Genomic DNA, 24,408 nt, shown 5'->3' with positions numbered 1-24,408 from the left:
TCAGGATTCGGTCTTAGCCTGCTGTTATCAGGTGCGTGCCGTGGTCGTAGCGGAAAGTGACCGGACCAATGCCGTCGTGGTCCAGGACGATGTTCGCGCCACCAGGGGCTCCGCCCTGGCCGTAGTTCTCATCCCAAGACCCGTTGATGGCGGCCTTGAACTCGTACTTGCCTGCGGGCAGCTCGGCTGTCAGCTTCCAGATGTTGTCCGCAGGATCCAGCGCCATGAACGCGGACTCACAGGCCGGCTGCCAGTCCCCAGGGCATCCCATCTCACTGTTCAGGTCACCTGCGACGGCTACAGACTTCGGCTGCTGCACGGCCGCGGTTCCCACGGTCACGGTCCGCACGCCGCTGGTCGCGGTGTACCCGGGACCTCGCAGCGTCGCCCGGTAGCTGACCGTGGTTCCTTCGGGAGTCCCTGTGAGGTCGTCCGCCAGCGTGTAGTCGGGGGACGATGCATCGGGCGCACCGATGGCTGTCCATTTCCCCTCTGCGATCCGCCGCTCGAAGCTCACAACGTGGCTGGCCTTTTCCGGATCCGCGGTGGCCACCACCTTCACCTTGCCGTTGACGGTGGCGCCTTCCTTCGGCTCCTGGATAGCCAGCACCGGTGCCGGGACGGTGGCGCTGCGGACACTGCTGGTAGCGGTGTGGCCTCCGTTATCGAGCACGACTGCGCGGTACTTGAGGGCGGCTCCCGGCCGCAGCGAGGCAACATCGTGAAAGACCCGGTACGGAGCGGAGTCGTCCGTGCCGATCGACTCCCATTGTCCGCCCGCTGCTTTCACCTGGAAGGTGACCTGGTAGAAGGAGGTACCGTCGACGTCGGCCGTCACCTGCATGCGGCCATTGTCGCCGGGGGAGGTGGCCGTGGCGGCCGCCGTCGCGGGCGCCTGGAGGGACACCGCGGGGACTGACTTGGAGTGCGGGATCCTGACCGAGGACTTGTAGACGATGGCGGACAGCGGCGGAACCGTCACCGTCAGCTTGCCGTCTGCGGACGTCTTGGCCTCAGCGGCAGCGTCACCGTAAACAAGGCTGTAGTTGCGCTTGGTGATGAAGGTGGGAATGGCCGCAGTCTGAGGCTGCTCGCTGTTGTTCAGCGCCACCACGTATTCGCGCTGGTCCTTGGCATCGGTCCGCGAGAAAGCGTAGATGCCCGGGCCATCGGAGGCGTAGCGGTGCTGGTGCGCGCCGGTTCGCAGCGCCGGGTGCTCCCTGGTCAGCTTGGCCAGCTCACTGATCTTGCCGTAGAGCGGGTGCCCGGTGTTGAAGTTGTCGGTGGCGTGTGTGGCGTCGGTCCCCAGCAGATCGTCGTCGAGGTACTCAGGCACCTGGCTGGCGAACAGCGTCTGGCGTGCGTCCTGGTCACCGCCCGGGCCGGTAAAGCCCTGCTCGTCGCCGTAGTAAATCACGGGATTTCCACGCGAGAAGTACATGAGTTCGTGGGCCAGCTCATCGCGGGTGACGCGTTCGGCGTCGCTGGCGCCCGGGTTGTCTGTGGTGATGAAGCTGCCGATGCGGCCCATGTCGTGGTTACCGAGGAAGGTGGGCAGCTGGTAGACGTTGGAGTCTGCGTCGGTGTACCAGTCGTCCCCGGCGAAGAAGGTCTCCAGCTGGCGGGCATCCTGGCTGCGGGACGCGAAGTTGCGGGCCGCATCCTGGAAGGGGAAGTCCAGCACCGCCTGCATCTTGTTCCGGGTGGTGAACTGGGACGTGAAGCTCTTCGTCGTGTCGAAGACCTCGCCGAACATGAAGAACTCATCTTTGCTCTGCTCCTTGGCGTAGCCGAGGACCTCGGGGCCGAACTTCTGCCAGAACTCGTTATTGACGTGCTTCATGGTGTCGATCCGGAAGCCGTCGATGCTGAAGTCCTTGATCCAGGCCTTGTAGACGTCGGTCATGCCCTTTACGACGGCGGGATGTTCCGTGAAGAGGTCATCGAGGCCGAAAAAGTCGCCGTAGAGCGAGTTCTCGCCGGCGAAGGTGGTGTCACCGCGGTTGTGATAGAGGGTGGAATCGTTGAGCCAAGAGGGCACCTTCAGGTATTTTTCCTCGGGTTCCAGTACCGGCTTGTAAGGGAATGAGGTCTGTGGGTCCAGCTTCGGGAAGTTTGCCGCGCCCGCGAAGTCCCGGTCATCGAAGGCCTTTCCGGAAGCCGTGCGGTAGGGGACCTGGTCCTTGGACACGTAGCCGGCCCGTGCACCCTCCTCGTACCCGATCACGTCCGCCGTGTGGTTGGTGATGATGTCGAAGTACACCTTCATACCGCGCGAATGGGCTTCGTCAATGAGGTTCTTCAGCTCGGCGTTGGTGCCCAGGTGCGGGTCGATCTGTGTGAAGTCGGTGACCCAGTAGCCGTGATAGCCCGCGGATTTGTCCTCCGGCTGCACGGCCTTGTTCTTGAAGCTGGGCGTCAGCCAGATGGAGGTGGTGCCCAGGCCCTGGATGTAGTCGATTTTGTTCAGCAGCCCGTTCAGGTCGCCGCCGTTGAAGTATCCCTTGCGTGTGGGGTCGAAGCCGGACTCGTTGGGATCGGCTCCCAGGCCGCCGTCGTCATTCGCGGTGCTTCCGTTGCTGAACCTGTCGGCCATAACGAAGTAGAAGTTCTCGTCGCTCACCGGCGCTCGCAGGGACTGCAGTCGCGACGGCGTCTTGGCTGCCGGCCCGGCGTTCTTTGCCTCGGTTGCGGCCCGCACATCCTGCGCCGGCTGCGTCCTTGGCGCCCACTGAGTGTGTGGGGTCGCCTGGGTATCCGGGGCCGCCTGGGCCGGGAGGCCGGACCCCGCCAGCAGCACGACGGCGGAGGCGGCCGCCGCGAGCGTTCGGGCGAGCACGCTGGTGGCCGGATCAGGATTCTTCGCCCGTGGGCGGAAGTATCTGTGGACAGGGTTGGAAAACATGGATGAGACCTTCCGCGAAGCGACGCTGCTGCTTTATATGGAATCTAAATTTAGTTCCTCGAGTATTTTGTGGCGAAGAGCACGGGAAGGTCAACACCCCCGCCCGGAATGGTGGCCTCAAAGTCCCGCCTGCTGGCGGTGGGCGGAGCGGGGAAGATGCTTGGGCGCGCGGCATCGGCCATTACAACTGCCCGCCCCCTGCTGTAATGGTGTTTACAAATTTTGTGTTGCTTCTCGATCTGGCTTAGCTTGCCACAACCAGCGCTGTAGGGGAACCCGTAACTAGCCGGCTTTGAACTTCTCCCGGCATGCCGGAAACGGGGTCGAGCCGGAAGGTGGTCACGTCATGGGAACGCTCGTGGGCGACGTGCAGCCATCCATTGCGGACCAGGTGATGGCGGGGCCAGTCGCCGCCGCTGGAATAATCCACGAGGGGGCGTATCACTCCGGGCGAACCGTCCACATCCAGCACGCAGATGCGGTTGGAACCGCGGACTCCCACGTAGGCGTGTTTGCCGTCCGACGACAGGGCAATCTCCGCGGCTGAGTCGCCGTCCTTCGCCCCGCCCGCCGTCGCCGGCGCCTGGCCGACGAGTTCGAAGGAGCTGGATCCGTCAGCAACCCGCGCCGCGAACACCTCGATCGAATATTCCGTAACCACAAGCACGGCTCCGTCCGCGCGCTGCACCAAATGCCGGGGACCACTGTCCTTGGGAAGCACCACTTCGTGATCCAGCGTGAGGCCGGCTCCGGCTCCATAAGTCCAGACGCGCAGCAGGTCGTGACCCAGGTCCGTGGTCATCAGCCGGCCGTCTGCGAGCATTAGGCTGGCGTGGGCACGGCTTGGCCGTCCATCGTCATAGGGATCCGTCGAAGGCGCCGCTGAAAAGCGCGAGGTGATGCCGCCGTCGTCGTCCAGTTCGAAAAGCAGCACCTGACCGTCGCCCCAGCAGGCGACGACGAGGAACCTCCCCTCGTGGCCGACGGCAACGTGACAGGCGGCTTCCCCCGCGGGCCATGGCTCGCCGACGGCCTCCAGCCCGAACTCGCCCCGCCGGCGGTAAGCCTGTACCGAGGCAGTGCTCTCACCCACGGCGTAAACGAGCGGCAGGGACGGATGGACGGCAACGAACGACGGCGAATCGGCCTTCACAGCGGTGCCGCGCCAGGTGAGGGTTCCGTCGGAAGCAGCGGAGATGGCTCCTATGCCGGCACCGTGTCCGCCGCTGTCGGATGTGTACGAGCCAGTCCAAATGAGCGGGTGGTTTTCGCTTGGCGTCATGGCTCTATCTTGCCAAGCTCTTCTGCTTTTCGGGTCGGATACGATGAAGATTCACGCGCACTGATGCGCACTTTTCAGAGTCGGGGAGGTGGGAACCGTTATCGCAATGCCAGCCGGGGTTTTCCCTGCCCGCCGCCCGGGCCGCCGGGGCTAGTGGTGCACGGGATGCCCATCGTTCAGTCGAGGGATGTTCCCATGTCACCTGATTTTCCACCCTTTTCTGCCATCATTGCCCGGCTTCGTACCGCAGGTTGTGTGTATGCGGAAGAGGAAGCGGCGCTCCTGCTCGCCGCCGGGTTCACCGCCGGGCAACTGGCTGTTGCCGTTGAGCGGCGCAGTGCAGGTTTTCCCTTGGAGCACATTTTGGGCTGGGCCGAGTTCTGCGGCCTGCGGGTTGCTGTGGAGCCCGGGGTCTTCGTTCCCAGGCGCCGCACGGAGTTGCTGGTCCGTGAGGCCGCTCGGATCCTGGGGGCGCCGTTGGCGGCAGCGGAGGCTTCCGTATCTACTGCATCCGGTGCACCTGCTGCCGCTCCGGTCGTCGTGGACCTGTGCTGCGGATCAGGTGCGGTGGGGCTTGCGCTGGCACAGCTTGTGCCCGGCATGGAGCTGCATGCCTCCGATATAGACCCTGCTGCTGTGCGGTGTGCCCGCCGCAATGTTCTTCCCGTCGGCGGCAACGTTCATGAAGGGGATCTTTACTCGGCCCTGCCTGCCCAGCTCAGGGGACGCATGGACATCCTGGCTGTCAACGCGCCCTACGTTCCCACCCAGTCCATCGGCTGCATGCCCTCCGAAGCCCGAGTCCACGAACCCCGGGTTTCCCTGGACGGCGGACCCGACGGGCTCCACATCCAGCGAAGAGTAGCCGGGCAGGCCCGCTCATGGCTTCGCCGGGGCGGACATTTGCTCATCGAGACGAGCCGGCGTCAGGCCCGGGGGACCGCAGCGGCCATGGTCAGAGGGGGGCTGGCACCCCGCATCGTGCAGTCCGAGGAGCTCGACGCCACGGTGGTGGTGGGCCTTCGGCCGTAGGCAGTCCTGCCGGATGCAACGCCGCAGATCAACGCAAGCACCGCCGTCGGACGAAGCAGTGTCCTCAACGGCGGTGCTGGAGTATTGGCCAGGAGCAGAAACTCCTGAATCAGGGTCCCTTTGCAGTGAAGGTGAGCGGGGCGGGCGTTGCGCCCTGCCCCGCTCACCTGTACCGCGTCCCCCATTGGCTTCCATGGGAAAACCCTGTCACATGGGACTGACAATTAAGCGGGTGCCAAAAACGGGCACCGGAGTTCCCGACCGGGACGGGGCCCGGGAATGGACAGGACTGTTAAAGCTTCTTGTCTCCGACATGTGCTTCGGGGCCAGCATTAGCGGTTCCGGCATCGTCGGAGGGAACATCCGAAGTCCCAAGATTCACCGTCTCGGGGTGCGTGCTGTGTGCGGGGATATGCTCGCTCTCGGCAGCATCGCCGTCGGGCAATCTACTGCCGGAGGTGCTTCCCGGGGTGCCTGACTTGGACGAGTCGCGGTGCATCGCCGAACCCAGGACGGTTCCTGCGCGGCGGGCCGCTTCGGAAAGCTGGTCGCCCACCTCCGGTGCCTTTTCCTTGACGACTTCAGTGGCCGCCGTGACTTTGTCCTGGACGGGCTTGCTGTCCCAGATGCTCGTGGCACGGGCTTTGAGCTTGTCGTACGCTGCCCGGCCGGACCTCGATCCGAGGACGTAGCCTGCGGCAATTCCGGCGCCGAAGAGAAGTTTGGATTTCATGATGAACTCCTGCTCTTTAGAGGGATATGTACGATGTGGAAGCTGAGCCGGCAGGGGCGTCAGCTATGAAAACAGCCCCGGGAAATGTCCCGGGGCCGCTTTCGGGCCGCGCTCCGACTAGCGGACGCTGCGACGGGTGACCATGCCGTAGATCAGCAGGACGATGATCGCCCCGCCGATGGCCAGCAGCCAAGTGGACAGTGAGAAGAATTCGTTGATTCCCACTCCGAAGAGTGCGCTGCCGATCCACCCGCCAAGGAGAGCTCCAACGACGCCAAGCACCAGCGTCATCAAAAGACCGCCGCCCTGCCGGCCGGGGAGGATCGCTTTAGCGATGGCTCCGGCAATTAGGCCCAGAATCAGAAATGCGAGAAAACCCATTTTTATCGTCCTCTTCCTTATAAAGGAGGCACCCGGTGTGCCGGGTACGCTTCGCCCTTCTCCCTAATACTAAACATGCTTACTATTTTTCTGCCAGTCGGTATCCGAAGAAAACTGACTTTCAGAGCGCTTTTGGAGGGAGCATCAGTGGCCTTGAACATCTGAGTTAACTCCGGCCTCAGGCCCTTCATCCAGCGTCTCTAGCGCGATTAGGTCCTCCGCGTCCAAGGCGAACCCAAAGACGTCGATATTTTCCTTAAGTCTTTGAGGATCGGCGGACTTGGGGATGGTTACCAGACTTTGTTGAACGTGCCAGCGCAGCACCACCTGACCTTCCGTTTTCCCGTGTTTCTTCGCGATCCGGCCCACCACTGGCGCGGAGAGCAGGCCCGAGCCTGCCCCCAGGGGGCTGTACGATTCCGTGACGATGCCGTGGTGCTCGTTGTAGGCGCAGTCAGCCGTGCGGGTGATCGAGGGGTTGAGCTGGATCTGGTTGACGGCGGGAGTCACGTCCGTTGCCCGCATGAGCTGCTCAAGGTGTGAGGGTTTAAAGTTCGAAACGCCGATCGAGCGGGCCTTGCCGTCAGCCTGCAACCGCTCAAACGTCTCCCAAGTGGAGATGAATTCGCCTCTGCGGGGCAGCGGCCAATGGATCAGCAGCAGGTCCACGTACTCCAGCTGCAGTCTTCTCAGCGAACCTTCGAGGCCGGCGGCGGCCCTGTCCCCGCCCTGGAATTCGCCGTCCAGCTTGGTGGTGACGAAAAACTCTTCACGGTCGATTCCGCTCCTGCGGAACCCTTCGCCAACTCCCGCCTCGTTTCCGTATTTCACCGCGGTATCGATGTGCCGATAGCCGGCTTCTACTGCATGGACGACGGCGTCTGCCACCTGGCGGTCGTCCAGCGGCCAAGTGCCAAGACCGATCTGTGGAATCCGGTTACCATCATTCAGCTCGATCAGCGGTGAGAGTACCATTCCAAAAGTCTTTCCCATCAACTTCTATTTGCACAGAGCCGACGGGTCAATTATGCCTGTTTGTGCCTTGGGGGAGCCTGAGGGCGGGGGCGTTCTGTGGATCCTCTTGTGGTTCTGGCACCGGAGGTCTCTGCAAGAGCGCTTGCCTGGCGACTGCCGTTGGCCGGCAAAAACGAGTTGAGGAAAACGGCCTGCAGGTCAGTTGTGGTGCGCAGGGGCCTTGGTAAGCAACTCTTACATGGACCGTAAACTCCCTCCTTTTAGACGCACGTGTGCCGCGGCAGTATGGACTAAGCGCCAGAGCGCTGGTATCCCTTGGGTGTGGCCAGCCAGCGGCGGCGCCGGAACGACGCCATCCCGCAGGCAGGCATTCCCAGACGCAAAGGATCCTCACCATGAGCCAAGCTTCCGACGATTCCAGGCAGGATTCCCCCGGGGATCCTCAGGAAAACACGCCGCAGGGGTTCCCCTTTGACCCGGAACAGGATCCGCCGTCGGAGGAGCCGCCGATTCCACCGCAGGGCTCACCGGGGCCGCCCACCCTGCCAAACGGAGAACCCGATGAGCCTGCCCTGGAGGATCCGCAGCGCCCGCCGGAACGCTAGAGCTGGCTGTGTGCCGCGGTGGCGGGGTCGCCTCCCACGCGGGAACCGTCTTCCAATGCGTTGATCGACGCGACCGCGGCCTCATCAAGAGTGATGGACGCGGCCGCGAGGTTCTCCTGCATCCGTTCCGGTGTGGATGACTTGGGAATGGCGATGGTACCTGTGGCAAGGTGCCACGCCAGGATGATCTGGGCAGGAGTGGCGTTCCGCTCCTCAGCCAGGGCAGTAACCGTGCTGGCCTGGAGGTCCGCTCCCTGCCCGAGCGGGCTGTAGGCCTCGACGGCGATGCCGAGTGAGCGGCTCTTTTCAGCCAGTGCGGTCTGCTGGAAGGTCGGGTGGACCTCGATCTGGTTCACGGCGGGCACAACGTCGCCAGCCGCGAGCACGCTGTCCAGGTGGCCTTCCAGGAAGTTGGATACGCCGATGGCCCGTGCTTCCTTGTTGCCATAGATCTTCTCCAAGACCTGCCACGCCTCGGTGTACAGGCCCTGTGCAGGCACCGGCCAGTGGATGAGGTAGAGGTCAACGTAGTCGAGACCCAGTGCCTTCAGGCTGTTCTGGAAAGCCTCGTGAGCGCTCCCTTGCTCGCCGTTCCGGAGCTTCGTGGTGACGAACAGTTCTTCGCGCGGGATTCCGGAGGCGGCAATAGCGGCACCGACACCGGCCTCATTGCGGTAGGCCGCGGCGGTGTCGATGTGCCGGTAGCCGGCCTCGAGTGCGTCCTCGACGATCCTCTGGGTTTCCTCCGGCGGCACCTGGAAGACGCCGAAACCCAGCTGCGGGATGCTGACGCCGTTATTCAGCGTGAGGTGTGGAATCTGGGACATGTCGGTACTCCTTGGGGTTCTGGATACTGAAGGCTGTGGCTAGAGCCTATGCATTCTGCGGCCCGTCGTGCTGCTTTTCGCCCCTGGTTCACTTTCGAGTGAGGCGCGGCGCCACTGTGCTGCTGCCCATGCCGCGGGCGCGATTCTGGCCATACGCCCATTGGGCTTGCGCGTCGGCCTTCCTAGCCTTGGAGGAGAACACCAAGCACAATCACCAAGGATGGCATTCAACGATGAAACGCATCGCACTGCTCAAGGCGCGCCAGGCAGCGCTGGCTTCAACCGGAACGCATTGCCCGGCCTCCGGTTTGTGGATTCCGGAGGGGGCGCCGCAGGAAGCCCACACATTCTTCGAGGGCCAAGTCCTGCCCTCCTACCAAGGCGAACCCACCATGTGGCGGCGGTTGTCCGCGGCCAAGGATTCATGAGCCGGCAGGCGGAGCTGCAGGTCCGGCAGCCGGGGCTGCAGCTCCAGCAGCCCGAGCTGCAACAGCGGAAGGCCCGGGCAGTACCGCGTCCCGCCTCGGCTGTCACCCGCCTGGCCCCGGACCAATGGGCGGAGCTGGCTCCGGGCGAAGCGGTATGGGTGGAGAGTGCGGGTTACGGCTTCGAGGCCGGGCACGTGGACGATGTCTCCCAGCACCAGAAGATTATCTGGGTTGACTTCGCAGGCCGGGGCCGCCGTCTGCTCTGCAGCGGCGACCCGATTCACGTGTGGACCAGCGACCTGACCGAGGAAACAAAGGCTGCTCCGGCAGGCTTATGCGGATAAGAGCAGGCGCATTAAAAACAGAGGCTGGAGCGCCGTCAGCGCTCCAGCCGGAAGCCGAGCTTGATGGTGACCTGCCAGTCAGCGATCTGGCCGTCCTCGAGGTGGCCGCGGATTTCCTTGACCTCGAACCAGTCCAGGTTCCGGAGCGTTTTGGCCGCCTCAGCTACGCCGTTGCGGACAGCAGCGTCCACGCCTTCGGTTGAGGTGCCGACAATTTCGGAAATGCTGTACGTGTGGTTAGGCAACTTCGCTCCTCGTGATCGTCGTCGATACCCGGCTGCGGGCCGTTCCTGCAGAGTATCGGAAGGAGCGGGCTGGGACTAGGTGTTCGCCGACCCGGCTTCCAGTACGTAGCTTCTGAGGTCATCAAGGGTCTGCTGCATGTGGGAGTCCATGGCATTCCGTGCGCGCTGGGGATCCCGGGCCGCCAAGGCATCGGCAATGTTCTGGTGGTGGCCGATCGCGTGTTCCTGGATCTGGGGTACCTGGGACGTTTCCGTCCGGCGCTTCTCAAGCACCCGGTGGAGGGGCTCGAACAGGACTGCGACAAACACATTCTCCGAGGCCTGCAGGATGAGATCGTGGAAGGCAAGGTCGGCCGCCACGAAACCGGCCAGGTCGTTCGCCTCATGGGCTTCCCGCATGTCCTGCACGCGGGCATGCACTTCCTTGAGCTCGGCATCCGTGATGCGCTGCGCCGCAAGTTCACAGGCGCCGGTTTCCAGCATCCTGCGCAGCTCGATCAGCTGGACGGCCGCCGCCGGACCATTCTGCCCCTCGGACGCTGCCCGGAGCACAGCCTCCAACGACGACCAGCGGTTCAGCGGGTTCACGAACGTGCCCCGGCCCCGCTCCACGCTGAGGATCCGCTGTGCCTCGAGTGTCTTCATGGCCTCGCGGACGGTCATCCGGCTTACCTCGTGCCGGGCGCTGAGCTCCAGCTCGCCGGGTACGCTGGCGCCTGGCGGGAATTCGCCGGCAATGATGCGGTCCAGGAGTTCGTCCGCGACGACGCCGACCAGTGATTTCCGTGCCATCTTCTCCGCCCAGCGTTCTTTCTGATATGTCTGACAAGTCTACTTGCGTAGGGCTGTGCCTTATGCCACACTAGCATCAAACGACAGATGTCTGACATCTGATCTAGAAATATCCGAATATCGTTTCGACACAACGGAGTGCACAGTGCCCCTTGAAGCAGACATCCTGGCCGCCTTCCCCGCGGAGCTCGAGATCCCGGCGCAGCAGGTGGCCGACGCGGTCGCCGCTTCAGCCGCTACTTCCCCGCGCGTCCTGGTGGTCCTCGACGACGACCCCACCGGGACGCAGTCAGTTTCTGATCTGCCCGTGCTCACCCGGTGGGAAGTCGAGGACTTCACGTGGGCTCTGCATCAGGGCAAGCCTGCGGTGTACGTCCTCACCAACACCCGCAGCCTGGACCCCGAAGAAGCGGCAGCCCGGAACGAGGAAATCGTGCGGAACGCGCTGGCCGCTGCCCAGAAGGGCGAGGAGACTCTCCGCCTGGGCTTCGTCAGCCGCAGTGACTCGACGCTGAGGGGCCATTTCCCGCTCGAACCGGACGTCATTGCCGCCAGCGTCGCCGCCGGGAGCGGCGAGGCGACCGACGGCGTGGTCATGGTTCCAGCCTTCCCGGACGCCGGGCGGGTCACCATCGGCGGTGTCCACTACATGCGCGGCACCGGCGACGACGCGGACCAGCTCATTCCTGTTGCCGAGACCGAATTCGCCAAGGACGCAACGTTCGGGTTCACCAACTCCGAGATGGCCAGGTACGTCGAGGAGAAATCGCAGGGCCGGTACGCCGCAGACTCGGTGATTGTGCTGGACCTCAACATCATCCGTGCCGGCGCCGCAACCGGTGACGCGCAGGTTTCCGCGAAGGCCATCGCCGATGCGATCGACTCCGCCACAGCGTCCACCCCGATCGTGGTGGACATCGTGACAGAGAACGACATGCGGGCCCTGGCCCTTGGGCTCGAGGAAGCGGAACGCCGCGGCAAGAAGCTCCTCTACCGCGTTGGCCCGCCCTTCATGCGAGCCCGCATCGGCCAGGACATCCGCCGCGAGCTCAGCGGCGAGGAAGCGTATGCCGGCAATACTCCGTCGGAGGCCGGCGGCTTGATCGTGGTCGGCTCGCACGTCGGCGTCACCACACGGCAGCTGAAAGTGCTGACGGATCAGCACAGCTCTGCCAGCATTGTGGAGATCGACGTCGAAAAACTGCTTGGGGACGACGCGGACAACCATCTTGACCAGACGGTGGACGCCGTGGTCGAAGCACTTCGCAGCGGTGACGTCATCGTGCACACGAGCCGACTGCTTATCAAGACGGATGACCCCGCCGAAAGCCTCCGGATCGCCCGCACCGTGTCCGCCGCCGTCGTGGCCGTGGTGAATCGCACGCTGAAGACCTTCCCGCCCCGGTTCGTCATTGCCAAGGGCGGAATCACGTCCTCGGACGTAGCCGCCCACGGCCTTGAAATCCGGCACGCGATCGTCCGTGGGCCCATGCTTCCGGGCATTGTCAGCCTTTGGGAACCGGTGGACGGGCCAGCCAAGGGCATCCCGTACATCGTTTTCGCCGGCAACGTTGGCGACGACCAGTCCCTGGCCCAGGTCACGCGCAAGCTCAGCAACACCTTCTAATTCCCCGGAAACGCTGGTTTGAACCGTGCCTTCGACTGGCCCAATCAGCGGAACACGCACAACGCCAAATTCAATGGAGAACATCATGCCTTCGAACTACACCGTCACCGTCCTTGGCCTCGGCGCCATGGGCCTGCCGATGGCCACGCGCCTGGCCACCCAGCTCACCGTCCACGGCTTCGACATTGCCGAACCCCGCCTGCGCCTGGCTGAAGACGCCGGGATCCGCACCTTTGCTTCGGCGCGGGAGGCCACCGAAGGCGCGGACGCCCTGCTGCTGGCGGTCCGGAACACCGAACAGCTCAACGACGTCCTCTTTGGCGAAAACGGTGTGGCGGCCGTCCTCAAGCAGGGCGCCGTGGTCATCCTCACGAGTACCGTGGGCACGGAAGCGATCCCGGCCACCGTCGCGCGGTTGGCGGAGTCGGGGGTTTCCCTTATTGACGCGCCGCTCTCCGGCGGCCCGAAGCGCGCCGGCGACGGCGACCTGCTGATCGTGGTCGGTGCCGAGCCGGCCGCCCTTGAAACCGCCCGCCCTGTCCTCGAGCTGCTCGCTTCCACCCTGACCGTCGTGGGGGACAAGCCGGGGGATGGTCAGGCGCTGAAGACCGTGAACCAGCTGCTGTGCGGCATCCACATCGCTGCCGCTGCCGAGGCCATGGCGCTCGCCGATGCCCTGGGCCTGGACCAGGCGAAGACCCTCGCCGCACTTGAGGCCGGCGCCGCCGGGTCCTTCATGTTGTCCAACCGCGGCCCGCGCATCCTGGAGGCCTACTCCGAGGAGGGGGCCGAGGTACTCAGCCGCCTGGACATCTTCGTCAAGGACATGGGCATCGTGGGCAAGGCCACCCGCTCCGCCGGCCTGGCAACCCCTGTTGCCGCCGCGGCCGAGCAGCTTTACCTGCTCGGCCAGGCCCACGGCCTCGCCGCCGCCGACGATTCCGCCGTCATCAAGGTCGTGGCGCCGACGAAGCGGACGGCGCTCTGATGCGCGCACGGCTCGATGAAATCGTCGCTTCTGCCCTCCAGCAGGGTTCGGCCGTACCGGCCTTCACCTGCTACGACTTCACCACGGCCATGGCAGTGGTCAGCGCGGCAGAGGAGTCAGGCCGCGGCGTCATCCTGCTCGTGGCCCCAAAGACCGCAGCGACACCCAACGGATTGAGGCTGATCACCGCACTGAGGGGCCTGGCCGATGCAGCCGCCGTACCAGTGTCCGTGCAGCTGGACCATGCCTCGGACCTTGACGTCATCCTGGCTGCCGTCGCGGCCGGCGCCGACTCAGTCCTGGCAGACGGATCCTCGTTGCCCTACGAAGACAACATCGCGCTGGTCCGCCAGGTGCGCGCAGAGCTGACCGCCCGGGGGAGGGCCGACGTCGTCCTTGAAGCGGAGCTCGGCGGGCTCGCCGGTGACGAGGACCGCGCCTTCGGCGAAGGCGCAGAAGGGGACGCCGCCGGAAACGACTCCATCGGCCTCACCGATTCCGCACAGGTGGAAGACTTCGTGGCGCAGACCGGGGCGCAGCTGTTGGCGGTCGCGGTGGGCAACGTCCACGGCAAGTACAAGGGCAAGCCCGAACTGCGGTGGGAAGTGCTGCAGGATATCGCCGTGCGCACCCACATTCCGCTGGTGCTCCACGGGGCGTCCGGCATCCCGGGGGAGGAACTGGTCAAGGCCCCGGCCATGAACGTGGGCAAGGTCAACTTCAACACCGAGCTGCGCACTGGAGTCCTGTCCACGCTGGAGACGGAGACTGCCGCGCACCGCGCGGACGGCGAGAACCTCCAGGGCCTGCTGGCCCGCTGGAACGATTCCGCCAAGGATTTCGCTGCTTCGGCGCTGGCGATGCTGACGCGCTAACGCTTACCGCTGGAGCTGGTCCACTTGCGAGCCTTCATGGCGCAAAATGGACGTAGCAGCGACTTTAGTGTTGGTAAGGGGCGCCATGGAGGGTTCACCGCAGCGGCCAGGGCCGGGGGACGGCCCGCCAGGACCGGAACGTGACCTGACCATAGACCTGGCACGTTTCATCTGTCTTGCACTGGTGGTGGTCGGGCACTCGATGATGGCGAGTCCTGTGCTCCACCCCGACGGCACGGTGACCACGGAAAACACCCTGGCGGAGCAGGACTGGTTCGAACCGGTCATCTGGATTTTCATGGTGATGCCGCTGTTCTTCGTTGTGGGCGGGGTCACCGGGCTGCAGGCATGGCGCCGCATGCAGGCCCGGGGAGGCACCGGATACCAATTCGCCCAGGCGCGGCTCCTTCGACTCATCCGGCCCGCTTCGGCGCTGCTCGCGGTGATGTTCGTCGGGCTGTCGGGTGCCTTGCTCCTTGGAGTCGACCCGCAGGTGGTGGGGCTGATGGCCAGCGGCGCCGGCATGCCGCTCTGGTTCCTGGCAGCCTACCTTGCCGCGCAGCTGAACATCCCGCTGCTGGCCCGGCTCCACCGGCGCGCGCCGTGGATCACGCTCGGCGCGCTTGCAGCGCTGGTGGTGGCCGTCGACTGTCTGCGCGGTGCGATGCCGCTGCTGGCCTACGTCAACATGCTCTTCCTGTGGTGCGCGGTGCAGCAGCTCGGATTCTTCGTGGCCGACGGTTTTTTCGCCCGGCGGAGCATCTCGTGGCTGGTGGGGCTGATCGCGGCCAGTAATCTTTTGCTGCTCATCGTCACCGGCCTGCGCCTTTACCGGGACAACATGCTGGTCAACCTCAATCCGCCCAACTTCTGCCTGTTGCTGCTGGGCGTTTCGCAGGCCGCAGCGCTTCAGCTGTTCCGCCCATCGCTCGACCGGGTCGCCTCAGTCGCCTGGGTCCAGTCGACAGTGGCGCTTGTGGGACGCCGGGCCATGACGATTTACCTCTGGCACTTGCCCCTGCTTGCCGCCATGACCGGCCTGCTGCTGCTCACGGACTTTCCCAAGCCCGCCTCAGCCACCGCCGCCTGGTGGTGGTCCCGGCCGCTGGTGATCCTCGCCGTCATAGCCCTCCTCCTGCCCGTCATCGCCCTGCTCGGGCGGCTGGAGGAACGGCCGACGGCGGCAGTCCACTCCCGCGGCCGGCCACCCGCCGCAGTGGTGACGGCCGCCGTCGTCGTCTTCATCCCCGTGGTGGACGCTGCGGTCAACGGCCTCACGCTGCCCCTGCTGGGCGGCGGTGCCGCCTGCTTCGCACTGGCGGTCCTGCTGCTGGGCCGCGTCCCCGCCCGGACAAAGGAAGCATTGCCAGCAAAGTCTTTAAGTGCCAATGTCGAACCATGACGGAGAACACGGTATCCACCGAGGACCACTTCACCCCGGATGTCACCACCTTCCGGAACGATAAACTCCACCGCTACGAGCTGCACGTTGGGGGAAAGCTTGCGGTGCATATCCGGTTCATTGACAAGCCTGGTCATGTTGACTTCATTCACACCGAGACGGCGGAAGGGTTCCAGGGCCAGGGCCTCGCCAACGTGCTGGTGCATTTCGCGCTGGATGATGTTGTCGCCGCGGGCAAGCGGATCATTCCGCACTGCCCGTTCACGGCGCGGTACCTCCGAAAACACGATGTGTACAACCAGTGCATCGACTGGCCCGAGGAGGCAGCACCGACGCTCCTGGGAACCTGAACGCGGACTTGTGAGCCCTCCGACATTTCCGTACGATCGGACTCGGGCTATGCAGTTGGCTCGCGGACTTTCTTCTGGAGAATGCTGTGAATCACAAACTGCGTGTCCGCGTGCGGGTTGATCTGGATCCGGACGCGTCACCCTTGAAGCCGGTAGCTGCCTCACCCAGGCGAATTTCCCCGTACTGTTCAACCTGCTGCCCTGCGCCCCTGCGGGATGAAAACTTGCCGGACTCGTCGAAGCGGGGAGCGCCACATGAATGAAGCAGATCTCGCCCGGTACCTGGATGAAACCGTCGACCCGGCCGCGGCAGTCACTGCCCTGCCCGATTCATCCCTGGCCGAACTGGCTGACGCTCTTTACCGCCACCTGGACACACCCAACCCCGCTTTCGGCGCTCACTCCTGGTACACGCAGGTGGCAGAGGAGCTGCAGCTGCGGCGGCTAACGGGGGAGGGCCTGCTGGGCGGGGAGTCGGCTGCCCAGCCCGACGACCTTGGGCCGGCTGGGCCAGCCGGCCAGGAAGTGCCGGCCGGCTAACTGCGCTCCACGGGCAGCCCCCTGTGACTGCCCGCCACTACTGCCGCCCCGGGCGGGCGAGGCGACATCACCGTACCGGAGGAAATTACGACGGCGCGGACTGCCTTTCGCGGCTGCGGCGCCACTGGCCCGCATGCCAGAAGAGCAGTCCCATGATGCCGAGCAGCCCTGCGAACAGCAGGAAAGGCGCGAACGTCATCCACATGTAGCCGGTGGGTGTTGAGTCAGCTGACCCCGGCGTGTTGAGCACCTCCTGGGCAATGGTGAACGCCCCGAAGGCGGCCAGGATCAGGCCGGCCGCGACTGCCCAGAGCGCCACTATGAACGGGTTGATGGACAGGCGCGTAGCTTGGCCGGAGCCCTCCATGCCCGCCTGGGCCAAATTCCCCGCCGCGCCCCCGGCCGCGCTCCCCGGGCCATAGGCTCCGGAGCCCGAACCGCCGTCGGCCCGGCCGTATCGGGTCGGATTACCCAGCGCATCCATCTCACGGAAGTTCAGCGGGTCAGAGCCTGCCTCGGACATATCCCCTGCTTTCTGCCGTGGCCGCGGCTTGCTTCCGGCGCACAGACTTGGTGGAACCGCTGCATGAAAACGACTGGTTGAAACCCTGGTCGAACTCTACTCCCGCATGCCCCAGCCCGGCCATGGGCTGGTGGCGGCCTGCTCCCAGGACTGGGTGGGGGTGCGGGCGGGAGGGCATTATGTTCCTTCGGTGGCGGTGCCCAAAGTCAATGACTCCCGCAGGCAATACAAAAACCGTGGAAACTCGCGCTTTTCTGGGAATACATCATAAAAGTTTGACTAAAAGGACTACCTAAGTAAGGCTGTCCTTGCTCTAAGAGTTTCCAAAGCCCGAGAAGAGGATGACCACTGTGACGCTGCAGCCCCCTGTCCGTGAGAGACCCGCGCAGGAGATACCCGTTGAAGGAGATGCCGCCGATTTAACCGGCGGGAACGCGGGCCATCAGGAGCAGGAGTATCCCGACTTTGGATCCCGTGTAGAGCTCGCTTTGTCTGCCAGCAACCACCTCTTCAATTCCCGCAACGCTCCCCGCTACGTGGCACAGGTGCTGCAGGGGGTCACCGCCGTGGCCACCAAACTCGAGCGGACCACCCAGCCGTTCACCGGCGTCGGGCCTGCGGAAATGAAGCGCCGCATCGGCGAGGTCGATCTCGAGAAGCCGCTGCCGGATACGGCGGCCGCGCTGGAAGAGCTCGAAGACGTTTACCTGCGTGACGCCGTCTACTTCCACGATCCCAAGTACGCCGCCCACCTGAACTGCCCAGTGGTGATTCCGGCGCTCGTGGGGGAGACCATCCTCTCCGCAGTCAACTCGTCCATGGACACGTGGGACCAGAGCGCCGGCGGCACCATGATCGAACGGCGCCTCATCGAATGGACAGCGCAACGACTGGAACTCGGCACCGCCGCGGACGGCGTCTTCACCTCCGGCGGAAGCCAGTCCAACTTCCAGGCCCTCCTGATAGCCCGCAACCATGCCGTAGCGGCCTTGCGGCAGAACCCCGCGGCGGCAGGGCTCAGGCTCCCGGCGCTGCTGGAAAAGCTGCGCATCTTCACCTCCGAGGACAGCCACTTCAGCATCAGGAAGTCCGCCTCCATGCTGGGGCTGGGCTACGACGCTGTGGTCCCCGTCCGCTGCGGCAGCGACCACAGGATGGACCCCGCCTCCCTGGCAGAGGCGTTGGCCGATGCAAACGGGAACGGTCTGGTGCCCATGGCGGTGGTGGCCACCGCCGGCACCACGGATTTCGGCGCGGTGGATCCGCTCGCCGAGGCGTCCGCCCTGGCCCGCGCCTACGGCTCCTGGTTCCATGTGGACGCCGCGTACGGCGGCGGCCTGGTGGTGTCGGGACGCTACGGGCATCTTCTGAAGGGCATCGGCCTGGCGGATTCCGTCACCGTGGACTTCCACAAGACGTTCTTCCAGCCCGTCAGCTCCAGTGCCTTGCTGGTCCGGGACGGTGGCATGCTCCGCCACGTGACCTACTACGCGGACTACCTGAACCCGGAAGCCGCGGCGCGTGCCGACATCCCCAACCAAGTGGACAAGAGCATCCAGACCACGCGCCGCTTCGATGCGCTCAAGCTGTGGCTGACGCTGCGGATCATGGGGGCCGACGCTATCGGTGCCCTGTTCGACGAAGCGATTGATCTCGCCGCAAGGGTAGGCGCCCTGCTGGCGGCGGACCCGGACTTCGAACTGGCCGCAAAGCCCCAGCTCAGCACGCTCGTATTCCGCTACCGCCCGCTGCTCGACGACGGAACGCGGCTTTCCGATGATGCCGCCGACAGCGTGAACCCCGCCATCCGGGCACACGTCTTTGCTTCCGGCAAGGCCGTGGTCGCCGGTACCAAGGTGGACGGACGCCACTTCCTCAAGTTCACCCTCCTCAACGCCGAGGCCACACTGGAGGACATCAGCGAAATTATCGAGCTGCTCCGCGGGACGGGTGGAGGACTGCTGAAGCGTCAGGAGGTGGCGGCGTGAGCACCGCTCCCTCCACTTCCTCCGGCAGCACCCACATTTACGACTTCGCCGGAATCGGCGTCGGCCCCTTCAACCTGGGGCTCGCTGCCCTGACTGAGCCCGTCAAGGGAGTGGACGGGGTATTCCTAGAGCGCCGGCCGTCCTTCGACTGGCATCCGGGCATGATGCTGGAACCCGCGCACCTGCAGGTACCCTTCATGGCCGACCTCGTGACGCTCGCCGATCCGACGTCGCCCTATTCATTCCTGAACTTCCTCAAGCAGACCGGGCGCCTTTACCGCTTTTACATCCGGGAGAATTTTTATCCGCTGCGCGCGGAGTACAACCAGTACTGCCAGTGGGTGGCGGGACAGCTGGACTCCGTGCGCTTCGGTACGGACGTCAGGGAGATAACGTACGACGACGGCGTGTACCGGCTCGCGGTGGACGGACCTGGCGGTCCCGACGTCGTGCTTGCCCGGCGGCTGGTTCTTGGCACCGGGACGTCGCCGTACGTTCCGGATGCCTGTGCCGGAGTGGTGGATGCCGGCGGGCCTGTCCTGCACAACGCCGAGTACCTGCTCCGGAAAGCCGAACTCCAGCAGCAGCGGAGCATCACGATCGTCGGCAGCGGCCAAAGCGCAGCTGAGATCTACTACGAGCTGCTGCAGGAAGTCGACGTCCACGGGTATCAGCTGAACTGGGTCACGCGATCCGGCCGGTTCTTCCCGCTGGAGTACACCAAGCTCACGCTGGAGATGACGTCCCCGGACTACGTGGACTATTTCCACAGTCTCCCGCAGGAGCGGCGGGACGGTCTGATCAGGAGCCAAAAGAACCTGTACAAGGGCATCAACTCCGAACTCATCGACGCTATCTACGACCTGCTGTACACCAAGAGCCTTACTGGCCTTACCGACACCAGGCTGCTGACCCATTCGGCCCTGACCGGGGCGGCCTGGGATCCGGCAGCCGGAACGCACACGCTTGAGCTGCGGCACGAGGAACAGGATGCCAGCTACAGCATCGAGAGCGATGCCGTGGTACTGGCCACCGGCTACTCCTACCGCGAGCCCGCCTTCCTCGCCGGGATCACCGACCGCATCTCCCGCGACAACAGCGGCAGGTTCGCGGTGGACCGCAACTATTCCATCGGCGTCGTACCCGGAGAGATTTTTGTCCAGAACGCGGAGCTGCACACCCACGGCTTCGTCGCGCCGGACCTCGGCATGGCCGCCTACCGGAATTCGTGCATCCTGCGCGAAATCACCGGTAGCGAGGTTTACCCCGTGGAGCGCAGCATCGCGTTCCAGGAGTTCGGGGCGCCGGCCGCCGTTCACCAGCCAGACATCCAACACCTACCCGAGCAGATGGAGTTTTCCATGTCCCAGCCCCACTTCCAGTCGGCCAGCCAGGCGGCCGCCCAGATCGGAGAAACCGCATGAGCACGTCAGCAGCCATCGACCTGCAGGTCCTGTCGGACGCGGCCCACGTGGACGCGGTGCTGCGCTGCTGGGTCCGCGAGCGCAATGTGACGGTGACTGAGGACGGCATCTTCACGGCTGTCCCCGGCACGGCGCTGAACGTGAGCGCCCGCTGCACCCACGTCTCCCGGACAGGCCTGCACAGCTTCACCGACGTCGCCGTGGTGAAGCCGGACGGCAGCCGTCAGGCAGTGGGCGCCGAGGAGCTGCTCGCGCTCCTGACCACCGGGGCGGAACCCCAGGAGCGTTCGCTGCTGCTGCAGCGGACCCGGGAATCGATCGGCAACATCAGCCTCTTTGCCGGACGGGACAGGGGCGCGGTGCCGGTTTTGGACGGACCTTTGTTTCTCACCGGGGAGCGGTCCCTGCTCCTCGGCCACCTGCAGCACCCCGCTCCGAAAAGCAGGGACAACCTCAGCGCGGCTGAACTGGAAGCGTACTCACCTGAGCTCGGGGGCCAGTTCCAGATGCACTGGTTTGAGGCGCACCGTTCCGTCGTCACCCAGGACCAGGCGGCAGGCGCCCCCTCGCTGGGCGGGAAGGATGTGCACAAGCTGCTGGCAGACATCGCCGGACACCGCCCCGCGCCCGACCACGTGCTGATCCCGGCACACCCGTGGCAGGCGCAGGCCGTGCAGCAGCGCCCGGCGGTCCGGGAACTCATGGCTGCTGGACTGCTGCGGCCGCTGGGCCCACTGGGTGATGAATGGTGGGCCACCTCAAGCCTGCGCACCCTTTTCCACCCGGATCATTCCGTCATGCTGAAGCTGTCCCTGGGCCTCAAGATCACCAACTCCGTCCGGGAAGCCACGGCAACGGAACTCAAACGCGGCGTCGAAGTGAACCGCCTGATCGATGCCGGCTACATCACCCACAGCGACCCTGGCTTCACCATCGTCCGGGATCCTGCGTCGGCCGCCGTTATCGACCCTTCCGACCCCAGCGGCGGAACGCTGACCGGGCTCGACGTCTCCCTCCGCGAGGTACCGGACGGTGTGGACCGCTTTGTGTGCCTGGCCGGACTGATCGCACCCTCGGCGCCCGCCGGCCCGGACACCTGGGGACCCAGTCTCCTGGCCCGCTGGTGCGGCGACCCGCTCGGGTGGCTTGGCAGTTATGTTGACCGCGTCCTCGTGCCGATGCTCAGACTTTACACCGGCACCGGCATCGGACTTGAAGGACACCAGCAGAACACTCTGGTCCGGCTGGACGCCGAAGGCTGCATCACCGGCGGCGCATACCGGGACAACCAGGGCTACTATCTGGCCGCCTCCCGGCTGGGTGACGTCCTCGCCAGCACTGGCGGGGAAAGCAGCACCCTTGCCGTTGTTGACGACGCCATTGTGGATGACCGGCTGACTTACTACCTCCTGCACAACCAGACACTCTCCCTGGTTGGGGCGATGGCGGCGGAAGGGATGGCAGACGAGGAACTGCTGCTGGCGGTGGTGCGGGAAAGGCTGCAGGCGGCGCTCCCCTCCCTGGCCGAGGCGGGTCCGGCCGGACCCCGGCTGGTGAACCGCTGGCTGACAGCCCCGTCCCTCCCCTGCAAGGCACATCTTGCCACGCGTCTCGCCGGAATTGATGAGGTGGTGGCGCCGCTGGATGCCCAGTCCGTGTACCTTGAGGTTCCCAACCCTCTGGTGGTGGGCGCATGACGGCTTTGAGGTGGACCCGGGACGTGCCGGTGGACGGCCTGGTCTTGCGGCAGGCCACACCTGCTGACGCCGAGGACCTCGCCGCCCTGATGGCCGAGCCGGACGTCGAGCAGTGGTGGCACCAGGCCTGGGAGAAGGACCGGTGGGCGGAGTACATCGCCGGTCTGGTACGCGACCCCAACAGCCTGCCGCTTACGCTTGCTGATGACGGCCGCGCAGTGGGATACGTCGAGGTCTACAGGGTGGCAACCGACATCCTTGGCCAACACGTGGCACACCGCCCGGCGGACCTTGGAATGCACCTCGCCCTCGGAGAGCTTGCGCGCGGACGGGGACTGGGAGCACGCCTGATCCACAGCGTCCTGGACGCCGCCACCGGGATCCTGGACGGCTGCGGCCGCCTGGTGGCCGAGCCGGACGCCCGGAATACCCGGTCGCACCGGGCGTTCGTGGCTGCCGGCTTCACCGCGGCCGGTACCGTGCAGCTGCCGGACAAGACCGCGTTGCTCGTGGCAGCGGAACCGGGTCTGGCCGGGCGCGCCGGTCAGGAAGCCGTCTCCGCTCACGATGCGAACGAAGGAGCCCTGCTGTGACCCCGCCATCCGCGAAACTGCTGGCCAAGCTGATCGGAGCACTGCTCTCCGAGGAACTGCTGCGTGCCGGGCCCCTGAAGCCCGCCGGGTCTGCAGACTCGGCAGAGGAGGCAACCGCCGAGCTGCTCCGGCTCGACCTCGAGACGGCCTCCTACCTGTTCACTGCCGGCCGCACGGGATTCGGCTCCTACACCGTTGACCCTGGGACCGTCCGCCGGGTCAGCCGCGGGGTGCTGGGCGAGGACGAGAGCGAACCGGCGGATGACCCGGGCCGGTTCGTGATGGATGCGGCCGGCTCGCTGGGACTGACCGGAACCACCGTCGCCAATTACCTCGCCGAGCTCTCTGCGACGCTCGCTGCCGATGCCCGGCTGGCTGCGACAGGAGTTTCTGCGAAGGAACTGGTCCGCCTGCCGCACGCCCGTATGGAAGGGCACCTGACCGGTCACCCCTTGCTGGTGGCCAACAAGGGGCGGCTGGGGTTCTCGGCCTCCGACTGCGAACACTATGCCCCGGAGGCACGCAAGCCGCTGCGCCCCGTGTGGCTGGCCGTTTCCCGGCGGCTGGCAGAGTTCCGCGCCGTGCCATCAATGTCAGAGCAGGACCTGCTGGACCGGGAACTCGGGCCGGGGGAGCAGGAACGCTTCAGGACGGTGCTGCGCGACAGCGGGGCCGACCCCTCCGGATACGTGCTGGTCCCGGCGCATCCCTGGCAGGTGGATCACGTGGTGCAGCAGCTGTGGTCCGGCAGCGTGCTGTCCGGGCAGATCATCGTCCTCGGGGAGTCGGAGGACGAGTATCTGCCGACACAGTCGATCCGCACGCTGGTAAACATCGACGAGCCGGGCCGGCTCCAGATCAAGCTGCCCTTGAAGATCCTCAACACCTCCGTATACCGGGGCATCCCGCGGCACTGCACGCTGGCGGCGCCGGTGACCACGCACTGGATGCGTTCCCTCTGGGACGCGGACCCGTTCCTTGGCCGGCACACGGTGCTGCTTGGCGAGGTGGCCTCGGTCACTGTCAGGCACCCCCACCTGGCGGACTTTCCGGGCATCCCGTATCAGTGGGACGAGACCCTGGGCTGCATCTGGCGGGAGCCTGTGGACCCTGCGCTGGGTGAAGGCGAGACGGTGTGGCCCCTGGCGATGGTGCTGCATGAAAATCCCGCGGGTGACACCGCAGTTGCTGCCCTGGCGGAGCTCTCCGGGCGGGAACTTCGGGAGTGGCTGGAGGCACTGGTGTCCGTAACGGTGCGGCCGCTGCTGCACCTCCTGCACACCTATGGGGTGAGCGTAAACCCCCACGGTGAAAACCTGATGATCATCTGCGACGCCGAGGGAATGCCGAGCCGGCTGGTGATCAAGGACCTCGTCGACGACGTCTGCGTCAGCACGGATCCTGTGCCGGAGCGTTCCTGGGAGCCGGACGGGCATGTGCGCGTCCTGCCGCGCAAGCCCTGGCACGTGCTGCGCCAGTACATTGTGGACGCGCTGTTCCTTGGTGTCTGGGGTCCGCTCGGCGAACTGCTGGATTCCTGCGGACTGGCGGTGACGTCGGCGGACCTGTGGAACCTGACCCGGGACGTCATCACCGAGTATGCGGACACGAACCCCGGACAGGCTGCCCGCCTCGCAGCCACCGGATTCCTGGGGAAGGAGTTCGGACGCTACCCGCTCAACGGGTACCGTCTGCGCCTGGGCTACACCGACCTCGACACACGGCCGCCGGTGCCGAAGGCCGGCACAATGCCGAACCCGATGTACAGGCCAAATCCGATGACTAGGGAGTAGGGGAGGTACCGGGCAGCCCTTCGAGGTAGTTCTTCCCGGGGCCGGGCGCTCCGGGAAGG

General features: G+C 65.3%; 24 protein-coding genes. 15 read left to right on the top strand and 9 right to left on the bottom strand.

The window, feature by feature from the left end; translation table 11 throughout:
- Positions 1–13 precede the first annotated feature (13 nt).
- A complete protein-coding gene (locus tag ACIP9X_RS01790; RefSeq protein WP_400478000.1) occupies positions 14–2,905 on the bottom strand; it encodes an alpha-amylase family glycosyl hydrolase in 2,892 nt (963 codons plus the stop codon).
- Positions 2,906–3,149: 244 nt separating this feature from the next.
- Complete coding sequence (locus ACIP9X_RS01785) at positions 3,150–4,187, bottom strand: lactonase family protein (protein ID WP_400477999.1); 1,038 nt, start codon at positions 4,185–4,187, stop codon at positions 3,150–3,152.
- Positions 4,188–4,382: 195 nt separating this feature from the next.
- Here ACIP9X_RS01785 and ACIP9X_RS01780 point away from each other — a divergent pair, with 195 nt between their 5' ends.
- A complete protein-coding gene (locus ACIP9X_RS01780) occupies positions 4,383–5,219 on the top strand; it encodes a putative protein N(5)-glutamine methyltransferase (RefSeq protein WP_400477998.1) in 837 nt (278 codons plus the stop codon).
- A gap of 292 nt (positions 5,220–5,511) precedes the next feature.
- Here ACIP9X_RS01780 and ACIP9X_RS01775 read toward each other — a convergent pair whose 3' ends face one another.
- The 3 genes from ACIP9X_RS01775 to ACIP9X_RS01765 all read right to left on the bottom strand — a co-directional run bounded on the left by ACIP9X_RS01775 (position 5,512) and on the right by ACIP9X_RS01765 (position 7,308).
- Positions 5,512–5,952: a hypothetical protein gene (locus tag ACIP9X_RS01775; RefSeq protein ID WP_400477997.1), complete on the bottom strand. Its 441-nt coding sequence runs from the start codon at positions 5,950–5,952 to the stop codon at positions 5,512–5,514.
- Positions 5,953–6,069: 117 nt separating this feature from the next.
- The gene (locus ACIP9X_RS01770) at positions 6,070–6,333 is read right to left on the bottom strand and encodes a GlsB/YeaQ/YmgE family stress response membrane protein (protein WP_400477996.1); all 264 of its coding nucleotides are present in this window, start codon (positions 6,331–6,333) and stop codon (positions 6,070–6,072) included.
- Between the two features lie 144 nt (positions 6,334–6,477).
- A complete protein-coding gene (locus ACIP9X_RS01765) occupies positions 6,478–7,308 on the bottom strand; it encodes an aldo/keto reductase (protein ID WP_400477995.1) in 831 nt (276 codons plus the stop codon).
- A 395-nt stretch (positions 7,309–7,703) separates the two neighbouring features.
- Between ACIP9X_RS01765 and ACIP9X_RS01760 the strand changes: the two genes are divergently transcribed.
- On the top strand, positions 7,704–7,913 hold the full coding sequence (locus tag ACIP9X_RS01760) for a hypothetical protein (RefSeq protein ID WP_400477994.1): 210 nt from the start codon (positions 7,704–7,706) through the stop codon (positions 7,911–7,913).
- Here the strand turns inward: ACIP9X_RS01760 and ACIP9X_RS01755 are convergent.
- The gene (locus ACIP9X_RS01755) at positions 7,910–8,740 is read right to left on the bottom strand and encodes an aldo/keto reductase (RefSeq protein WP_400477993.1); all 831 of its coding nucleotides are present in this window, start codon (positions 8,738–8,740) and stop codon (positions 7,910–7,912) included. The genes ACIP9X_RS01760 and ACIP9X_RS01755 overlap by 4 nt on opposite strands.
- Before the next feature lie 233 nt (positions 8,741–8,973).
- On the opposite strand from ACIP9X_RS01755, the gene ACIP9X_RS01750 reads away from it, so the two are divergent.
- Positions 8,974–9,168, top strand: a complete 195-nt coding sequence (locus ACIP9X_RS01750; protein ID WP_400477992.1) for a hypothetical protein — start codon at positions 8,974–8,976, stop codon at positions 9,166–9,168.
- On the top strand, positions 9,165–9,512 hold the full coding sequence (locus ACIP9X_RS01745; protein WP_400477991.1) for a hypothetical protein: 348 nt from the start codon (positions 9,165–9,167) through the stop codon (positions 9,510–9,512). The genes ACIP9X_RS01750 and ACIP9X_RS01745 overlap by 4 nt, the downstream gene beginning before the upstream one ends.
- Before the next feature lie 35 nt (positions 9,513–9,547).
- On the opposite strand, the gene ACIP9X_RS01740 is transcribed toward ACIP9X_RS01745, so the two are convergent.
- Together ACIP9X_RS01740 and ACIP9X_RS01735 are read right to left on the bottom strand one after the other, a co-directional pair.
- Complete coding sequence (locus ACIP9X_RS01740) at positions 9,548–9,757, bottom strand: dodecin (RefSeq protein WP_400477990.1); 210 nt, start codon at positions 9,755–9,757, stop codon at positions 9,548–9,550.
- A 75-nt stretch (positions 9,758–9,832) separates the two neighbouring features.
- Positions 9,833–10,549 carry a FadR/GntR family transcriptional regulator gene (locus ACIP9X_RS01735; protein ID WP_400477989.1) on the bottom strand — a complete coding sequence of 239 codons (717 nt, stop codon included), beginning with the start codon at positions 10,547–10,549 and terminating at the stop codon, positions 9,833–9,835.
- A gap of 145 nt (positions 10,550–10,694) precedes the next feature.
- Here ACIP9X_RS01735 and ACIP9X_RS01730 point away from each other — a divergent pair, with 145 nt between their 5' ends.
- The 6 genes from ACIP9X_RS01730 to ACIP9X_RS01705 all read left to right on the top strand — a co-directional run bounded on the left by ACIP9X_RS01730 (position 10,695) and on the right by ACIP9X_RS01705 (position 16,331).
- On the top strand, positions 10,695–12,176 hold the full coding sequence (locus ACIP9X_RS01730; RefSeq protein ID WP_400477988.1) for a four-carbon acid sugar kinase family protein: 1,482 nt from the start codon (positions 10,695–10,697) through the stop codon (positions 12,174–12,176).
- Positions 12,177–12,261: 85 nt separating this feature from the next.
- The gene (locus ACIP9X_RS01725) at positions 12,262–13,164 is read left to right on the top strand and encodes an NAD(P)-dependent oxidoreductase (RefSeq protein WP_400477987.1); all 903 of its coding nucleotides are present in this window, start codon (positions 12,262–12,264) and stop codon (positions 13,162–13,164) included.
- Positions 13,164–14,039: a class II fructose-bisphosphate aldolase gene (locus tag ACIP9X_RS01720; protein WP_400477986.1), complete on the top strand. Its 876-nt coding sequence runs from the start codon at positions 13,164–13,166 to the stop codon at positions 14,037–14,039. The genes ACIP9X_RS01725 and ACIP9X_RS01720 overlap by 1 nt, the downstream gene beginning before the upstream one ends.
- 85 nt (positions 14,040–14,124) lie before the next feature.
- On the top strand, positions 14,125–15,441 hold the full coding sequence (locus ACIP9X_RS01715) for an acyltransferase (protein WP_400477985.1): 1,317 nt from the start codon (positions 14,125–14,127) through the stop codon (positions 15,439–15,441).
- A complete protein-coding gene (locus tag ACIP9X_RS01710; protein ID WP_400477984.1) occupies positions 15,438–15,791 on the top strand; it encodes a GNAT family N-acetyltransferase in 354 nt (117 codons plus the stop codon). The genes ACIP9X_RS01715 and ACIP9X_RS01710 overlap by 4 nt, the downstream gene beginning before the upstream one ends.
- A 255-nt stretch (positions 15,792–16,046) precedes the next feature.
- A complete protein-coding gene (locus ACIP9X_RS01705; protein ID WP_400477983.1) occupies positions 16,047–16,331 on the top strand; it encodes a hypothetical protein in 285 nt (94 codons plus the stop codon).
- Positions 16,332–16,416: 85 nt separating this feature from the next.
- Here the strand turns inward: ACIP9X_RS01705 and ACIP9X_RS01700 are convergent, their stop codons facing one another.
- Positions 16,417–16,854 (bottom strand): hypothetical protein, encoded by a 438-nt coding sequence (locus ACIP9X_RS01700; protein ID WP_400477982.1) that lies wholly within the window; start codon positions 16,852–16,854, stop codon positions 16,417–16,419.
- 350 nt (positions 16,855–17,204) lie between these two features.
- On the opposite strand from ACIP9X_RS01700, the gene ACIP9X_RS01695 reads away from it, so the two are divergent.
- Genes ACIP9X_RS01695 through ACIP9X_RS01675 form a run of 5 tightly spaced genes read left to right on the top strand, consistent with a single transcriptional unit; the run spans position 17,205 to position 24,349 of the window.
- Positions 17,205–18,842 carry a pyridoxal phosphate-dependent decarboxylase family protein gene (locus ACIP9X_RS01695; RefSeq protein WP_400477981.1) on the top strand — a complete coding sequence of 546 codons (1,638 nt, stop codon included), beginning with the start codon at positions 17,205–17,207 and terminating at the stop codon, positions 18,840–18,842.
- Positions 18,839–20,266 carry a lysine N(6)-hydroxylase/L-ornithine N(5)-oxygenase family protein gene (locus ACIP9X_RS01690; protein WP_400477980.1) on the top strand — a complete coding sequence of 476 codons (1,428 nt, stop codon included), beginning with the start codon at positions 18,839–18,841 and terminating at the stop codon, positions 20,264–20,266. The genes ACIP9X_RS01695 and ACIP9X_RS01690 overlap by 4 nt, the downstream gene beginning before the upstream one ends.
- The gene (locus ACIP9X_RS01685; RefSeq protein WP_400477979.1) at positions 20,263–21,963 is read left to right on the top strand and encodes an IucA/IucC family protein; all 1,701 of its coding nucleotides are present in this window, start codon (positions 20,263–20,265) and stop codon (positions 21,961–21,963) included. The genes ACIP9X_RS01690 and ACIP9X_RS01685 overlap by 4 nt, the downstream gene beginning before the upstream one ends.
- Positions 21,960–22,556: a GNAT family N-acetyltransferase gene (locus ACIP9X_RS01680; protein ID WP_400477978.1), complete on the top strand. Its 597-nt coding sequence runs from the start codon at positions 21,960–21,962 to the stop codon at positions 22,554–22,556. Before ACIP9X_RS01685 ends, ACIP9X_RS01680 begins: the two co-directional genes overlap by 4 nt.
- A complete protein-coding gene (locus ACIP9X_RS01675) occupies positions 22,553–24,349 on the top strand; it encodes an IucA/IucC family protein (RefSeq protein ID WP_400477977.1) in 1,797 nt (598 codons plus the stop codon). Before ACIP9X_RS01680 ends, ACIP9X_RS01675 begins: the two co-directional genes overlap by 4 nt.
- The last annotated feature ends 59 nt before the right edge of the window (positions 24,350–24,408 follow it).

The sequence above is a fragment of the Arthrobacter sp. NPDC093125 genome (assembly GCF_044754225.1).
GTDB lineage: Bacteria > Actinomycetota > Actinomycetes > Actinomycetales > Micrococcaceae > Arthrobacter.
The sequence above is the reverse complement of the archived record's forward strand: the minus strand, read 5'-3'. Positions and strand labels throughout refer to the sequence as shown.

Coding starts and splice junctions, on each gene's coding strand:
- ACIP9X_RS01755 (WP_400477993.1), bottom strand. CDS start 8,740: ATGTCCCAGATTCCACACCTCACGCTGAATAACGGCGTCAGCATCCCG.
- ACIP9X_RS01705 (WP_400477983.1), top strand. CDS start 16,047: ATGAATGAAGCAGATCTCGCCCGGTACCTGGATGAAACCGTCGACCCG.
- ACIP9X_RS01765 (WP_400477995.1), bottom strand. CDS start 7,308: ATGGTACTCTCACCGCTGATCGAGCTGAATGATGGTAACCGGATTCCA.
- ACIP9X_RS01710 (WP_400477984.1), top strand. CDS start 15,438: ATGACGGAGAACACGGTATCCACCGAGGACCACTTCACCCCGGATGTC.
- ACIP9X_RS01720 (WP_400477986.1), top strand. CDS start 13,164: ATGCGCGCACGGCTCGATGAAATCGTCGCTTCTGCCCTCCAGCAGGGT.
- ACIP9X_RS01680 (WP_400477978.1), top strand. CDS start 21,960: ATGACGGCTTTGAGGTGGACCCGGGACGTGCCGGTGGACGGCCTGGTC.
- ACIP9X_RS01775 (WP_400477997.1), bottom strand. CDS start 5,952: ATGAAATCCAAACTTCTCTTCGGCGCCGGAATTGCCGCAGGCTACGTC.
- ACIP9X_RS01745 (WP_400477991.1), top strand. CDS start 9,165: ATGAGCCGGCAGGCGGAGCTGCAGGTCCGGCAGCCGGGGCTGCAGCTC.
- ACIP9X_RS01685 (WP_400477979.1), top strand. CDS start 20,263: ATGAGCACGTCAGCAGCCATCGACCTGCAGGTCCTGTCGGACGCGGCC.
- ACIP9X_RS01715 (WP_400477985.1), top strand. CDS start 14,125: ATGGAGGGTTCACCGCAGCGGCCAGGGCCGGGGGACGGCCCGCCAGGA.
- ACIP9X_RS01780 (WP_400477998.1), top strand. CDS start 4,383: ATGTCACCTGATTTTCCACCCTTTTCTGCCATCATTGCCCGGCTTCGT.
- ACIP9X_RS01785 (WP_400477999.1), bottom strand. CDS start 4,187: ATGACGCCAAGCGAAAACCACCCGCTCATTTGGACTGGCTCGTACACA.
- ACIP9X_RS01750 (WP_400477992.1), top strand. CDS start 8,974: ATGAAACGCATCGCACTGCTCAAGGCGCGCCAGGCAGCGCTGGCTTCA.
- ACIP9X_RS01760 (WP_400477994.1), top strand. CDS start 7,704: ATGAGCCAAGCTTCCGACGATTCCAGGCAGGATTCCCCCGGGGATCCT.
- ACIP9X_RS01725 (WP_400477987.1), top strand. CDS start 12,262: ATGCCTTCGAACTACACCGTCACCGTCCTTGGCCTCGGCGCCATGGGC.
- ACIP9X_RS01735 (WP_400477989.1), bottom strand. CDS start 10,549: ATGGCACGGAAATCACTGGTCGGCGTCGTCGCGGACGAACTCCTGGAC.
- ACIP9X_RS01700 (WP_400477982.1), bottom strand. CDS start 16,854: ATGTCCGAGGCAGGCTCTGACCCGCTGAACTTCCGTGAGATGGATGCG.
- ACIP9X_RS01790 (WP_400478000.1), bottom strand. CDS start 2,905: ATGTTTTCCAACCCTGTCCACAGATACTTCCGCCCACGGGCGAAGAAT.
- ACIP9X_RS01770 (WP_400477996.1), bottom strand. CDS start 6,333: ATGGGTTTTCTCGCATTTCTGATTCTGGGCCTAATTGCCGGAGCCATC.